Source organism: Planctomonas sp. JC2975, from assembly GCF_012985205.1.
Taxonomy (GTDB): domain Bacteria; phylum Actinomycetota; class Actinomycetes; order Actinomycetales; family Microbacteriaceae; genus Humibacter.
In genome coordinates this window covers 31,483-45,811 of the sequence record NZ_JABEKS010000002.1, presented here as the reverse complement: position 1 = coordinate 45,811, position 14,329 = coordinate 31,483, and the positions used below count along the sequence as shown (strand labels likewise).

The window sequence follows — 14,329 nt, the reverse complement described above, 5'->3', positions numbered from 1 at the left end:
CTGCGGATAGTCGATGCGACTCGCCGACCAGAAGACCGGATCAGCGGTGTGGCGACCTCAGCCTCGGTACCGCTCCCCCACCGGTATCTCGATGCCGACCGTGTTGCCAGGCGGCGCCAGCGGGCACGCCCACGCCGGGTCGTACGCGCAGCTCGGGTTGTACGCGAAGTTGAAGTCGAGCACGACCGTGCCCGAACGGGATCCCTGGCCGAGGTCCGCACCCTTGATCGTGTCGAGAAGGTAGCGACCTCCGCCGTAGGTTCCGCCGGGACGCCCGGCAGAGGCATCCTTCACCGGCACGAAGAGGCCGCCGCCGTAGGTGCGCAGACGCCAGACGTCGAGGGAGCCGAGGTCGGGCATCCGCACGACGCCGATGCGCTCGAACGGGACGACCCCGTCGGTGCCGGTCTCGACGTCGAGGTCGGCGGGCAGAGCGTCCTCGATGGGCAGCTCGAAGCGCCAGGACGGGTCGTATTCGGGCACGGGGAGCCCGGAGAAGAGGTCGCGGTCCTCCGCCAGAAGCGGGGTCGAGGGATGCGTCGCGAACAGCGCGTCGCGCTCCACCACCCAGGCGGCGTGCGCGGCGGCGGGCTCCTCCTCGCTGAGCTCCCGCACGAGTTCGTACAGAGCGAAGACGCGACGACGCCAGTCGGCGACATCGACAGCGGTCTGGATGTCCGTCATGCGACCAGACTGCCGGATCGCGCGCGTGCGCGCTGCTCGGGCTCGCGGGCCGAACGCGATGACCCGATCGAACGCGGTCGAGACGAGTGATGTGCGCGTGCCGCCGAGACCTGGTTCGGGGCGGATGCTCAGCCCGCCCGCGTCCCGTCAGGCACCGGCGTCCACGGATCCGGACAACGTTCGTCAACATGCTGCCACGGCCCCGGATTCGGGGCCGTACCTGTCGGTCGTGCAACGGAAACTGGTGCGATGACGCACGACGGACACCACGGGATCGGCCTCACGCAGGGCACTGCACTGTACGTGGCCGCGGTGCTGGGAACAGGCATCCTGCTGCTGCCGGCACTCGCTGCACGCGCCGCCGGTCCTGGCGCGATCATCGCTGTCGGCGCATTGGCCGTGATCTCGATCCCACTCGCCTCGACGTTCGCCGCGCTGTCGACGAGATATCCGGATGCCGGTGGCGTCGCCACCTTCGCCCGTCGGGCATTCGGGCCGTCCGCCGCCCGCGTCGTCAGCTACTGGTTCTACTTCGGCACCCCGATCGGCGCTCCGATCGCCGCGATCATGACAGCCCAATACGTCGTCGCGATCGTCGGCGGTGGTCGCGGCACGGTGATCGCGATCGCGGCAGGGCTCATCGTCGTTCCCGTCGCCGTGACCGTGTTCGGCGTGCGCTTCGCCGGATGGGTGCAGCTCGTGCTCAGCGCCGCGCTCATGGCCATCCTGGTGCTCGCGCTCGCCGCCGCCGCACCGCACACGGATCCGCAGAACTTCACGCCAGTGCTGCCGAACGGGCCGGCAGGGGTCGGCGGCGCGATCAGCCTCTACGTCTGGGCGTTCGCCGGATGGGAGGCAGTGGCGGGGATCGCGGGCGAATTCGCGCGGCCGCGGCGGGACATCCCGCGCGCCACAACGCTCGCCCTGGTGATCGTGGCGATCGCGTACATCGCGATCCAGACCGTGGTCGTTGGCGTGCTCGGGCCCAGGGTCGGGACCACACAAGCACCGCTGCTCGATCTCGTGACCATCGGGCTCGGTCCCGGCTGGGGTCTCGTGGTGGCGTGCGTTGCCGTGATCGTGGTCGTCGGGGTGTTCAACGCGTACTTCGCGGCGTTCAGCAAGCTCGGTGCGGCGATGGGCCGCGACGGCGACCTGCCCGCCTGGTTCGGACACGGTGCGGAGCGGGGAGGAATCGCCCGCCGTGGACTGCTGCTGAGCGCGGCCGTCATGGCCGTCTACTTCGCGATCGTCGCGTGGATCCCCGACCTGCAGCCGGTGATCCTCGTGCACACGAGCATCGCGGCGGCCATCTACGGCATGGGTGTCGCGAGCGCGCTCGTGCTCCTCCCCCGGCGCAGCCTCGGCTGGTGGATGTCGCTGCTCTCGTGCGTGCTCGTGCTCGGCCTGCTCGTGCTCGCTGGCGCGAACCTCGTGTATCCGGCCATCGTCGCGGCAGCGGCGATCGCCGCCGGAGCGGTCGCGAAGGTCAGGCGTCAGCGAGCGCGCGACGATCGAGCACGGCGGAGTCCCACCCGAGCCGCCTGAGCGCGCGTCAGGATGCGACCGGCGCTGCTGCCTTCAGGTCGGCCGCCACGAGCTCCGCGATCTGCACGGCGTTGAGCGCCGCACCCTTGCGCAGGTTGTCGTCCGCGATGAACAGGGCCAGTCCGCGGCCCTCTGGGGCGCCCTCGTCCTGGCGGATCCGTCCGACGTAGCTCGGGTCCGTGCCCGCCGCCTGGAGCGGGGTCGGGACGTCCGCGAGTACGACGCCGGGGGCATCCGTCAGCACCTCGACAGCGCGCTCGGGGCTGATCGGACTCGCGAACTCGGCGTTGATCGACAGCGAGTGCCCGGTGAAGACCGGAACACGCACGCAGGTGCCGCTCACGAGCAAGTCGGGCAGCTCGAGGATCTTGCGGCTCTCGTTGCGCAGCTTCTTCTCTTCGTCCGTCTCGTTCATACCGTCTTCGACGATCGAGCCGGCGAGGGGGATGACGTCGAATGCGATCGGACGCACGTACTTCACCGGATCCGGGAGCTCGATGGCGGAGCCATCGTGCACGAGGTCGAGCAGGTGACCGGATGCCACGGCAGCCTCCGCCTGCTCCGCCAGCTCCTGCGCTCCGGCGAGGCCCGAGCCGCTGACGGCCTGATAGGTCGACACGATCAGTCGTGTGAGACCGGCCTCGGCGTCGAGCACCTTGAGCACGGGCATGGCCGCCATGGTGGTGCAGTTCGGGTTGGCGATGATGCCGCGTCCGCCGGCAGCCTGGTTCGCCTGGGCGATCGCGTGCGGGTTGACCTCGCTCACGACGAGCGGGACGGCCGGATCCATGCGCCACGCGCTGGAGTTGTCGATGACGATCGCGCCGGCCTCTGCGAACTTCGGCGCGTAGGCACGGCTGCCGGTGGCGCCGGCCGAGAACAGGGCGATGTCGATGCCGGAGAAGTCGGCGATCTCGACGTCTTCGACGACGATCTGCTCGCCCCGGAACTCCAGGGTCGTGCCTGCAGAACGCGCGGTCGCGAACAGCCGCAGCTTCTCCACAGGGAAGTCCCTTTCGACCAGAATGCGCCGCATCACCGTGCCGACCTGACCGGTCGCGCCGACGATGCCTACGGTGAATCCGTTGCCCATGGGAGTTCCTTATGTGTGGGATGCCTGCTCTGCCGATGCGCTCACGGCAGGCATGCGGCGCCCACCGTCGCCATCGAGGGGTTGAGCATCCATTGTCGCAGACGGTCCCGGGCATCTCGCCCGCGCCGCCGACTGAGACGTCGGCCGCCGGCACCAGGACAAACGTCGGATGTCTGCGCTTGCCCGCGGTACCATCGCGTATGGCAGTGACCGATGAGGCGATCCTCAAGATCAAGGAGATGATCACGAGCGGGCGTCTCGCGCCCGGTGACCGTCTTCCGCCGGAGAAGGAACTCAGCGAGAGCCTCGGGCTCTCCCGCTCTTCTCTGCGCGAGGCCGTCAAGGCACTCGAGGTGATCCGCGTGCTCGATGTACGGCGCGGCGACGGCACCTACGTCACGAGCCTGGAGCCCCGGCTCCTGCTGGAGGCCCTGTCCTTCGTCATCGACCTGCACGACGACCGATCCGTTCTGGAGATCTTCGGCGTGCGTCGCATCCTGGAGCCCGCGGCGACCAAGCTCGCCGCGACGCGTATCGCCGACGAGCAGCTCGACGCCGTCGCCGGCCTCATCGACAACGCGGACTCGGAGGCAGGCATCGAGGCGCTCGTGCAGCACGACCTGGAGTTCCACCGCGCGATCGTCGAATCCTGCGGCAACGACTACCTGGCGCAGCTGATCGAGTCCATCTCGAGCAACACCGTTCGTGCGCGCATCTGGCGCGGGCTCACCCAGCAGGACGCGACGGACCGCACGATCGCGGAGCATCGCGCCATCCTGGCCGCCTTGCGTGAGCGCGACGCGGAACTGGCATCCGCGCTCGCGCTCGCGCACATCGCAGGCATCGAGGAGTGGCTCCGCGAAGCGCTCGACGCCACGACCGGCAGAGCCTGACGCCCGAAGCCATGACGATCGGAGTCTCATGAGAGTCGCACTGCACTCCACACTCCTCCCTGGAGCCGTCGACGATTACGTGAGGGAGCACGCCCGGGTCCCTGACGAACTGCGCGACCTGTTCGATCGGGCGGGCATCCAGGACTGGACGATCTGGCGCTCAGGCGACCGGCTCTTCCACCTCGTGGAGTGCGAGGACTTCGAGGCGGCGATGCGCGTCATCCGGTCGGACGAGGCCGACGCGCGCTGGCAGGAGCACATCGGAGTGTTCGTGGACGACTTCTTCGGCCCGGACGGCGACGCCGGTTACACCCCGCTCGCACCGGTCTGGCGGCTCGAGGATCAACGGGCCGTCGACCACGACGTGACGATCGCCGACATGGGCCTCGATTGAACGGCGGCCCTGGCGCACCCTTCGGGGTGATCGACGCACACGTCCACGTCTGGGATCCCGCCCGCCTCGACTACCCGTGGCTGGCGGACGCGCCTGTATTGCAGCGCGCGTTCCTCCCTGCGGACATCGACCGCGGGCACCCGGACGAGGGCGAATCCGACCGTGACGACCGCAGCGCGGTGCGTGCCACCGCGCGCATGGTCTTCGTGCAGGCCGGCTGCCGGTCCGATCAGGCACTGGACGAGGTGCGTTGGGTGCTCGGGCTCGCGGATGTCTGGCCGGAGCTCGCCGCGATCGTCGCCGACGCAGACCTCCGCTCGGGCACGGCGCTGGAGCGCCACCTCGATGCGTTGGCGGCGATCTCCGATCGCGGGCCGAGCCTGTCCGACCAGCGCTCGAAGGGGCGCCGCGTGGGCATCCCCGGTGTCCGTCACCTGCTGCAGGACGAGCCGGACGAGCTGCTCCACGACCGTGCGAGCCGCACGGCGCTCCTCGACGGACTCCGGATGCTGGCGCACCGCGGACTGACCTTCGATCTCTGCGTGAGGCATCCGCAGCTCGGCAGCGTGGTCGCGATGCTCGAGGAAGTCCCCGGCCTTCGGGTCGTGCTGGATCACGTCGGCAAGCCGCCCGTCGACGCCGGCATCGACACGCGGGACGGTCGCGCCTGGGCCGACGCGATCGATCGGATGGCACGCCTCCCCTCGGCACACGTGAAGCTGAGCGGACTGGCGGCCGAGGCATCCGACACCGAGGTACTCGACGCTAACGCCGGCGCGTTCCTCGCGCACGCGATCACGGCGTTCGGACCGGATCGCGCAATGCTCGGCAGCGACTGGCCGGTGAGCGCGCTGACGGGCGCGACGGGGACGTTCGCCGGATGGCGTGAACGGGTGCGCCGCGCGGCGCACAGTGCAGGGGTCGACGTCGACGGCGTCGCCTCCATCGAGGCGGGCACCGCCTCGCGCTTCTATGCCCTCGCCTGATGCGACTTAGGCCTCGATGGCCGCCCTCCGCTCGAAACGTCAGAAAGTGCGATCCGCTTTGCATGATCAGCCCGGATTCCGACTTCTCGTGACGACAGTTTCCGCACGATCCCTCAGTGCCGCGGCGATGATGCGGATGAGGGAGGTCGGATCGGCAATATCGTCATCGGTTGCTCTGATCACGCGCCATCCGGCCTCCTCCAAGAGCGCGATCCGTCGCAGATCCCGTCGCCAACGCTTCGTATCGCTCCTATGCTCGTCGCCTTCGTATTCGATGGCGACGAGCGCATCCGGATAGCCGAGGTCCGGATGCAGGGTCAGGCCGCCTGCAACGTGGACCGGAAGTCCGACCGTCGGCTCCGGCAATCCGTTCGCGATGATCGCGAGGCGCAACATGGACTCCCGCGGCGAATCCACCCCGGATCGCAGCAACGGGAGCGCCCACGCCAGCGCCGTGGCGCCGCGGCGTCGGCCGTGTTGGAGCACGGCAAAGCCGAGCTCCGCCATCGTGCACAACGCCGGTGTGCGAGCACCGCCTGGCAAGCGACGCCCTGACACCACGTAGTCGCCGACGGCAACGAGGTAACCGGGTGGGAGCGCGATCGCGAGGTGACACCACGTCTGAGCCGGAGAGACCACCGGCAGTTCCTCGACGAACGAGGCGACGGCATCCGGAATCACGTGGCCGACGACTCCCCTGGCACGCACCCGCGTTCCCCGAACGGACGTCACGTGCACGGTCATCGAGACCTGGTCGTGGAACGGGAGGGGCATGCCGTGCAGCCGCGCCGCCGTGGTGTGCGAGAACAGCTGACCTTCGCGCAGCTTCGGCGCATACATACGCGCGAGATCGATCACGTCGTCTGAACGCAATCCAACGCTGCGCACACCATGGAACGGAGCGTCGAGGAGCCTCGAACGCAACCTGCTCGGCGTCAGATCGTGGAACTCCCTCTCGGATACACGAAACGCAGACCCACGCAGCTGGGGTGGAAGGGGCCGCGGCACTGTCATGCGGAGAGTCTGCCGAGCACGTGGCATCCGCCGCCGCCGCTCTCCACAGCCCCTGCCGCCCATCACCCGAACACTGACCGTGAAACGCCAAACGCGACGATCGTGCGGTTCCGGCCGCACAGTTTGACGTTTCGCCGCCGACGGCCGCACCGGCGTTGATGCCCGCGCGGACCTGATGCCCGCGCGGACAGAATCGTGACCACCGCCCGGGCAGCGCGAAGCGTCAATAAGCGCGATGCCTAAGCATGTGCGAGCGCGGATTCTGACGTCTCGGTCGGAGATCCGTGAGCGACGCCTCCTCGCGCGACCTCGAACGCTTCAGCGGCCCGTTCGGATACCCAGCGTCACGCCGGGATGAGCCCCCGCTCGGCCAACGAGGCCCACATCTCCTCAGGGATCTCAGCCGTGAAGCGGTCGAGGTTCTGCCGCACGGAAACCGGATTCGCCGTTCCGACGACGACCGACGCGACGATCGGATCCCGCAGCGGATACTGCAGTGCCGCCGCCGGCAGTTCGACGCCGAACTCGGCGCAGACCTCCCCCAGCACGCGTGCCCGCTCGATGATCTCCGGCGGCGCCGAGGTGTAGTTGTAGGTGGCATCCGTAGCAGGCGTCGACGTGGCCAGCAGCCCCGAGTTGTAGACGGCAGCAGCGATGATGCGCGTGCCGCGCTCCCGGCACGCGGGGAACAGGTCGTCGAGTGCCGGCTGCTCGAGCAGCGTGTAGCGTCCTGCGATCATCACGAGGTCGAGATCGCCTTCGCGGACGGCCCTGGCGGCGACCGCGGCGTCGTTCACTCCGATGCCGATTTGCGACACGAGCCCCTCGTCGCGCAGCTTCGCCAGAGCGGGCAGTCCGTCGCGCAGTCCCCATTCGACGTCGTATACGTCAGGGTCGTGCAGGTACAGGATGTCCACGTGATCGAGCCCCAGCCGCTCCAGGGAATCATCGAGACTGCGCCGGATGCCCGCCTCACTCGGGTCGAAGCGCCTCACCAGGTCGTCCGGCACGTCGAACTGGTGCGCGAGGTCCCGCCCGCCCGCGTACGCCGGATTCGGCTCGAGCAGACGTCCGACCTTCGTCGAGACGACGAACTCGTCCCGCGGCTTCTCGCGGAGGAACGCGCCCAGGCGGCGTTCGCTCAGCCCCAGCCCGTAGTGCGGGGCCGTGTCGTAATAACGGATGCCGCCCAGCCACGCGGTGTCCAAGGCCTTCGCGACTCGCTCGTCGCTGACCGCTCGGTACAGGTTGCCGACGGATGCGGATCCGTACCCGAGCGGCAGCAGGCCATCGAGAACGCCTGGGTCGCGGCTCACGCGCGCACGTCCGTCTCCGGCGCGTGCCACTCGAACTCGTCGAGCGACGCCGGCAGCATCTCGGTGCCGGCGCCGGGCGCGGTCGGGGTGACGTAGCGTCCATTCTCGACGACGGTCGGCGTCACGAAGTGCTCGTGCAGGTGGTCGACGTATTCGATCATCCGGCCGTCCATCGTGCCGGTCACGGCCACGAAATCGAACATCGAGAGGTGCTGGACGGCCTCGCAGAGGCCGACGCCGCCGGCATGCGGGCAGACCGGGACGCCGAACTTGGCGGCCAGCAGCAGGTTGGCGATGTTCTCGTTGACGCCGCCGACCCGTGCCGCGTCGATCTGCATCACCTGAAGGGCATCGGCCTGCAGCATCTGCTTGAACACGATGCGGTTCTGCACGTGCTCGCCGGTTGCCACCCGCACCGGCGCGACGCCTCGCGCGATGGCGGCGTGTCCCAGGATGTCGTCCGGGCTCGTCGGCTCCTCGATCCACGCCGGGTCGAACTCGGCGAGCGCACTCACCCAGTCGATCGCCTCCTGCACACCCCACCGCTGGTTGGCATCCATGGCGATCGGGTATCCGTCGCCGAGCACCTGACGGGCGATGCGGAAGCGGCGGATGTCATCCGCGAGGTCCGCGCCCACCTTCAGCTTCACCTGCCCGAAGCCGGCCTCGACGGCCTCGCGGCAGAGCCGAGCGAGCTTCTCGTCCGAGTAGCCCAGCCACCCGGGGGTCGTGGTGTACGCCGGATACCCCACCTCGAGGAGCTCGGCGATCCGCTCCTCTCGTGTCGGTTCCGCGGCACGCAGTATGTCGAGCGCTTCCTCGGGCGTGAGCGCATCGGTCAGGTACCGGAAATCGATGAGGGAGACGAGCTCCTCTGAACTGAGGCGCGACAGGTGCAGCCACAGAGGCTCGCCCGCGCGCTTGGCGCGCAGGTCCCAGAGCGCGTTCACGACGGCGCCGATCGCCATGTGCATGACGCCCTTCTCGGGGCCGAGCCAGCGAAGCTGCGAGTCGTGCATGAACAGGCGGGATGCCGCGCCCATGTCCGCCAGCAGCTCCTCGACGTCCAGTCCGATGAGGTGTCCGCGCAGGGTGTTCAACCCGGCCACCTGCACGTCGTTGCCGCGTCCGATGGTGAAGACGAAGGCGTCGCCGGTGAGACCGTCTGCAGCATCGGTGCGAATGCTCACGTATGCGGCCGAGTAGTCGGGATCGGGATTCATGGCGTCCGATCCGTCGAGCGAGAGCGAGGTCGGGAAGCGAACGTCCCTGGTGTCGACGGCGACGATCGTGCTCATGGGTTCCTTCGGGTCTGGTGGCTCGCGCGCGGCCATTGGATGCAACCACCAGCCTAAACATCGGATGTTTAGGCTGTCAATCGTCGGGATCCGTGCAAGAATCGCCAACGACGGGGTTCGACGCGCGCGATACCTCGGACGTTCGTAGCGCTGCGGGGCAGCCCTCCCGAAAGGACCACTATGACCGACTTCACCGGCCTCGTCGCGATCGTCACGGGAGGCGCGTCCGGCATCGGTGCCGCGATCGCCAGCCGCCTGCGCGCAGACGGCGCACGGGTGGCCGTCTTCGACCTCGCCCCGGACGCCGCTGACGCAGACCTCGCCGTGCGCGTTGACGTTCGCGACGACGCGACGGTAGTCGCCGGCGTACAGCGGGTGGTCGACGAGTTCGGCCGCATCGACATCGTCGTGAACAACGCAGGCATCGGGGCGCAGGGCGATGTCGCGGCGAATCCGGACGACGAATGGCTCCGCGTGCTCGACGTCAACGTGGTCGGCATGGCGCGGGTCTCGCGGGCGGCGCTACCCCACCTTCGCCAGTCGCCGTCGGCCGCGATCGTCAACACGGCATCCATCGCGGCAACTGCCGGTCTCCCCGAGCGCGCCCTGTACTCGGCGTCGAAGGGCGCGGTGCTGTCGCTCACGCGGGCGATGGCTGCAGATCATCTGGCCGAAGGCATCCGGGTGAACGCGGTCAGCCCGGGTACCGCCGATACGCCATGGGTCGGCAGGCTGCTCGGCTCCGCGCCCGACCCGGCTGCCGAGCGCGCGGCGCTGGAGGCGCGACAGCCCCACGGACGGCTGGTCGCCGCCGAGGAGATCGCGGATGCCGTCGCCTACCTCGCCAGCCCCGCAGCCGGCTCCACGACGGGCACGGCCATCGAGGTGGACGGCGGCATGTCGGGGCTGCGCCTGCGTCCGCGCGGCTGAGCGTCGCCGCGCCAGCAGGCGCCGTGGCCGGATGCTCCACGCCGGCGAGCGCGTGCCGTTTCCCGCCGCCTAGTGTGTTGTTCACACGAGGACGAGGGGCGATGACCGACCAACCGCGCGCATACCGCGACGACGACCTGTCGCACGCGCCAGCCGACGATCGTGTCGAGCAGAACATCGACGCCATCGCGTCGCTGTTCCCGCACGTGATCACCGAGCTGGCGGACGAATCGGGCGGCGCCCGCCGCGCGATCGACTTCGATCTCCTGCGTCAGGAGCTCTCCCATGTCGTCGTCGACGGACCTCGCGAGCGTTATCGCCTCGAGTGGCCCGGTAAGCGTGCTGCAGCCGTGAGCGCGAACACAAAAGCGACCATGCGGCTTCGCGACGATGTCGCAGCGTCCGTCGGCGTGGCATCCTCAGGCGGCGACGCGTCCGCAAGCGGCGATGGTGACAGCGCAGCGGTCCGGCGCGCGGAAACCGCCGGCAATCTGATCATCGCCGGAGACAACCTCCAGGCCCTCAAGCTGCTGCGGCCCCGCTACGCGGGCGCGGTGAAGCTGATCTACATCGACCCGCCGTACAACACGCGCAACGAGTTCGTGTATCACGACGATTTCAGCGTTGGCGTCCGTGCTTTCCGCCGGCGCGACCGCGATGCCGGCCGCGGCGCCGAGGACCCGGACGACAGAGCTCAGTACGACAGAGCCGTGGATGCCGGCGCTGTGGATGCCGGCGCTCGCGACGACGAACACCTCAACTCCGACGCCCGGGACAGCGAAGCGTTCGGCGACCTGCAGAGCGAAGCGGATTCCGGTGGTCACCTCCACTCCGACTGGCTGAGCATGATGTACCCCCGGCTCCTCCTGGCTCGGGATCTGCTCGCCGACGACGGCGTGGGGTTCGTCAGCATCGACGGCAACGAGGTCGCGCAGCTGAAACTGCTGCTCGCAGAGGTGTTCGGCGCGCGCAACGTGCTTGCCACGATCGTCTGGGTGAGCAACCTCAAGGGCAGGCAGATCTCGGACGGCGGACCTGCTGGGACGCACGAGTACATCCTGTGCTTCGCACGGAACGCGGATGCCGTCGCCCGGTTCCGCGGATCCGCCTCCGACTTCCACGCCCTCATGCCCGCCGTGTACCGCAACCCCGGATACGCGGTGAAGCACGACGCGAGGGGCGCCTACGTCACGAAGAACGAGCTGTACAACACGAACTCGCGGTTCAACGAGCGCACGGCGCCGACGATGGTGTTCCGCATCCACTTCCATCCGGGCACCGGCGAGGTGCGGGTCACCGACATCGACGACGACACGGCGTTCGACGGATTCCTCACCGCGATGCCGCACCACAACCACCGGCCGGGACTCGACTGGCACGCGTGGCGCTGGAGCCGTGGCCGCGTGCTGGCCGAGCACGACGAGCTGGAGTTCGACGTCTCGGGCGGGACCCTGCGGATCCGCACCAAGGTTCGCGATGTGGACGGCATGACGATGAAGGACGTTGTCATCGGCCCGAACACGATCACGGGTCAGCGGGATCTCGACGAGCTCGGCCTGCACCGACTCTTCGACAATCCGAAGCCCGTCTCCCTGCTGCGCACGCTCGTCGCCGTCACGACGTCGGGCGACGATCTCGTGCTCGACTTCTTCGCCGGATCCGGCACCACGGCGCAGGCTGTCATGGAGCAGAACGCGGACGACGGCGGACGCCGTCGCTTCGTGCTCGTGCAGCTCGACGAGCGGTCGCCGGTGGGTTCGGAGGCCGCAGCGGCCGGATTCGACACCCTCGCCGACGTCACGATCGAGCGCGTGCGCCGCGCGGGCGAGCGACTGCAATCGGATGCGATGCCCGTGCCCATGGATACGGGGTTCCGCGTGCAGCGGCTCGAAGCATGTCCAGGTGCGACTCAGCAGCCTTCCACGGCACCCGAGGGGCCCTGAACTACCCTCGCAGGATGCGCAGACGAAACCCGACGCCCCGCACCCGTGCGGCCGCCTGCGCTCTTGGCCTCGTCGCCGTCCTCCTCACAGGCTGCTCGGGTTCGGGTCAGAGCGGGTCACCGGCATCCGGCGCCCCGTCCGCACCGACCGCGACCGCGACCCCGTTGCCGGCCCCGACCTCGACGATGCGCACTCCGACGGCGGCGGATCCGTTGCGGTACGCGGCCCTCGGAGACTCGTACTCGGCCGGAATGGGAGGCGGGAGCGAGATCGGCCGTTGTCTGCGGAGTCCTCACGCGTTCCCGCAGCAATTGGCGAAGGCGAAGACCATCGAGCTGGCGCGGTTCGTCGCGTGCTCGGGCGCGACGACCACGGACGTGCTGTCGACGCAGATCGCCGCGCTCGATCCGCAGGTCGAGCTCGTGACCATCACCATCGGCGGCAACGACCTCAACGTCTCGGCCCTGCCGTCGGCGTGCGCGCGCGGCGAGACATCCACCTGCAGGGCCGCGGTGGCGACCTCGGTTTCTCTGCTGAAGACGCTGCCGACGAAGCTCGAGAAGACGTACAAGGCGATCGCGAAGGCGGCGCCGAACGCGCGCATCCTGGTCGCCGACTATCCGCTGTTCTACGATCTGCCGACGATCACCGAGAAGACGATCGGATCGGACCAGGTCTCCGCCGCGATCGCCGTCGACGCCGCCGTCGCCTCGCTCGACGCGACCATCGAGAAGGCCGTCGCCCAGCAGCGGGATGCCGGAACCGACATCCACTTCGTCGACGTGTCGTTCATCGGCCACGGCGTCAACAGTCCCAAGCCCTGGTTCGTGCTCACCGGGCCGAACGCCTTCCACCCCACAGCTGCCGGCTATGCGCAGTACGCAACGGTGTTGGGCGACTTCGTCCGCTGACGGCCCGCCCGCGCGTTGCACCTGCGCGATCGGTCACACCACCCGGATGCCCAGCTCGTCGGCCAGCGCGGGCGCCAGTCCCAGAAGCTGATCGAACGACACGGCCGCGCCGCGCAGGGAGGCGACCCCTCGCACCTGTTCGAGGTCGGCGCCGCGTAGATCGACATCGGCGAAACGGACGTGGGATGCCTCGAGAACGCCGATGCGGCATCCCGGGAACGCGAGACGCGTCGCCTTCGCGTCGCCGAGATCGAGCTCGTCGATCGTGCAGTCCTCGAAGACGACGTCGACGAGCTCTGATGCCCGCAGGTTCACGAACCCCAGCTTGCATCCGTGCAGTCGCACCGAGTGCCAGGTGCTCTCGTACAGCTCGGCGGCGCCGATACGTGAGCCGAGCACCTCGACGTCTCGCCAGTCACCGCCCTGTGCAGCCATGACGGATGCCGTCACCCCGTCCAGCCGCGTCTCCCGCAGGCGCGAGTCGATGATCCGTACATCGCTGAGGTCGAGGCCCGACAGCACGCACTCGGACAGTTCGATTCCCGACAGGTCCGACCCCTCGAGCACGTGCGGATCGTCTGGCGAGGCGAAGGCGACAGCCTCGTGGACCGAATGCGAACGGAGGGCGGAAGGCGGAGCATCCGCGACATCGAGCAGCTCGAAGCGGTCGATGCGCGGAGCGGCTAGGGGTTTCGGCCGGGGCATGGCGCGACGGTAACACGGACGTGCGACCTCGCTGAGCGTGGAGCGGAGCGGTCGAAGGCCGTTCACCCGAAGTCCACTTTGTTGCATAACGCAACACGACGGCGTAGGCTCGAGGCATCGAGGGGGTGATCGGAATGGTCGAATCACACGGAGCCGCACCGATTCGCAGCGAGCGCGACGAAGCGGTGGCGCACATCCTGCACGAGCTCATCGTCGTGTCCCGGCGCGGCGTGATCAGCGCCCGCGTCATCGAGGAGCACTCAGCAGGACCGGACCTGACCGAGGCCGAGCAGTCGATCATGGCGTACCTGGCCGAGCGGCCGGGCATCCGTTCGACGGACGTCGCCACCGCCTTCGCACTGAACCGTTCGACGGTCTCCCGTCAGCTCGACCGACTCGTCGAGCTCGGTCTCGTCCGCACGACGGACTCGCCGGGCCGCGGGCGTCCGCTCGAACTCACCGACCTGGGCCGCGAGCTGTTCGACTCCACCATCGCGAAGCTCCGCGCCGAGACGGCCGAGCGGATGTCCACGTGGACGAACGCGCAGATCGCCGAGTTCGCGGCGGCGCTGGCGCGATTCAACGAGCCGGACACCCTCTGACTTCCACTTCGA

14 protein-coding genes are annotated in these 14,329 nt (G+C 68.9%); 8 read left to right on the top strand and 6 right to left on the bottom strand.

Annotation, left to right across the window (positions count from 1 at the left end; genetic code table 11):
* Nucleotides 1–57: 57 nt before the first annotated feature.
* Entirely contained in the window at nt 58–684 is a 627-nt protein-coding gene (locus tag HII28_RS13750) for a DUF1684 domain-containing protein (RefSeq protein WP_170026188.1), read from the bottom strand.
* 249 nt (nt 685–933) lie between these two features.
* On the opposite strand from HII28_RS13750, the gene HII28_RS13745 reads away from it, so the two are divergent.
* Nucleotides 934–2,232, top strand: coding sequence for an amino acid permease (locus HII28_RS13745; RefSeq protein WP_170026187.1), 1,299 nt, complete (start codon nt 934–936; stop codon nt 2,230–2,232).
* Between the two features lie 7 nt (nt 2,233–2,239).
* Here HII28_RS13745 and HII28_RS13740 read toward each other — a convergent pair whose 3' ends face one another.
* Nucleotides 2,240–3,325: an aspartate-semialdehyde dehydrogenase gene (locus tag HII28_RS13740; protein WP_170026186.1), complete on the bottom strand. Its 1,086-nt coding sequence runs from the start codon at nt 3,323–3,325 to the stop codon at nt 2,240–2,242.
* A 200-nt stretch (nt 3,326–3,525) separates the two neighbouring features.
* Between HII28_RS13740 and HII28_RS13735 the strand changes: the two genes are divergently transcribed.
* From HII28_RS13735 to HII28_RS13725, 3 genes are read left to right on the top strand one after another with little or no spacing between them, the layout of a single operon-like run.
* Entirely contained in the window at nt 3,526–4,218 is a 693-nt protein-coding gene (locus HII28_RS13735; RefSeq protein ID WP_170026185.1) for a FadR/GntR family transcriptional regulator, read from the top strand.
* Between the two features lie 28 nt (nt 4,219–4,246).
* Nucleotides 4,247–4,612 carry an L-rhamnose mutarotase gene (locus HII28_RS13730; protein WP_170026184.1) on the top strand — a complete coding sequence of 122 codons (366 nt, stop codon included), beginning with the start codon at nt 4,247–4,249 and terminating at the stop codon, nt 4,610–4,612.
* Nucleotides 4,613–4,638: 26 nt separating this feature from the next.
* A complete protein-coding gene (locus HII28_RS13725) occupies nt 4,639–5,598 on the top strand; it encodes an amidohydrolase family protein (RefSeq protein WP_170026183.1) in 960 nt (319 codons plus the stop codon).
* 66 nt (nt 5,599–5,664) lie between these two features.
* Here the strand turns inward: HII28_RS13725 and HII28_RS13720 are convergent, their stop codons facing one another.
* The 3 genes from HII28_RS13720 to HII28_RS13710 form a co-directional block, all read right to left on the bottom strand.
* A complete protein-coding gene (locus HII28_RS13720; protein ID WP_170026182.1) occupies nt 5,665–6,456 on the bottom strand; it encodes a hypothetical protein in 792 nt (263 codons plus the stop codon).
* Nucleotides 6,457–6,956: 500 nt separating this feature from the next.
* On the bottom strand, nt 6,957–7,928 hold the full coding sequence (locus tag HII28_RS13715; RefSeq protein ID WP_170026181.1) for an aldo/keto reductase: 972 nt from the start codon (nt 7,926–7,928) through the stop codon (nt 6,957–6,959).
* Complete coding sequence (locus tag HII28_RS13710; protein ID WP_170026180.1) at nt 7,925–9,226, bottom strand: L-fuconate dehydratase; 1,302 nt, start codon at nt 9,224–9,226, stop codon at nt 7,925–7,927. The genes HII28_RS13715 and HII28_RS13710 overlap by 4 nt, the downstream gene beginning before the upstream one ends.
* A gap of 180 nt (nt 9,227–9,406) precedes the next feature.
* Here HII28_RS13710 and HII28_RS13705 point away from each other — a divergent pair, with 180 nt between their 5' ends.
* The 3 genes from HII28_RS13705 to HII28_RS13695 all read left to right on the top strand — a co-directional run bounded on the left by HII28_RS13705 (nt 9,407) and on the right by HII28_RS13695 (nt 13,010).
* On the top strand, nt 9,407–10,156 hold the full coding sequence (locus HII28_RS13705; RefSeq protein WP_170026179.1) for an SDR family oxidoreductase: 750 nt from the start codon (nt 9,407–9,409) through the stop codon (nt 10,154–10,156).
* Between the two features lie 101 nt (nt 10,157–10,257).
* On the top strand, nt 10,258–12,099 hold the full coding sequence (locus HII28_RS13700; RefSeq protein ID WP_170026178.1) for a site-specific DNA-methyltransferase: 1,842 nt from the start codon (nt 10,258–10,260) through the stop codon (nt 12,097–12,099).
* A gap of 14 nt (nt 12,100–12,113) precedes the next feature.
* Nucleotides 12,114–13,010: an SGNH/GDSL hydrolase family protein gene (locus HII28_RS13695; protein ID WP_170026177.1), complete on the top strand. Its 897-nt coding sequence runs from the start codon at nt 12,114–12,116 to the stop codon at nt 13,008–13,010.
* A 33-nt stretch (nt 13,011–13,043) separates the two neighbouring features.
* Here HII28_RS13695 and HII28_RS13690 read toward each other — a convergent pair whose 3' ends face one another.
* Complete coding sequence (locus HII28_RS13690) at nt 13,044–13,715, bottom strand: pentapeptide repeat-containing protein (RefSeq protein ID WP_170026176.1); 672 nt, start codon at nt 13,713–13,715, stop codon at nt 13,044–13,046.
* Nucleotides 13,716–13,849: 134 nt separating this feature from the next.
* Here HII28_RS13690 and HII28_RS13685 point away from each other — a divergent pair, with 134 nt between their 5' ends.
* A complete protein-coding gene (locus HII28_RS13685; RefSeq protein WP_170026175.1) occupies nt 13,850–14,317 on the top strand; it encodes a MarR family transcriptional regulator in 468 nt (155 codons plus the stop codon).
* Nucleotides 14,318–14,329 lie beyond the last annotated feature (12 nt).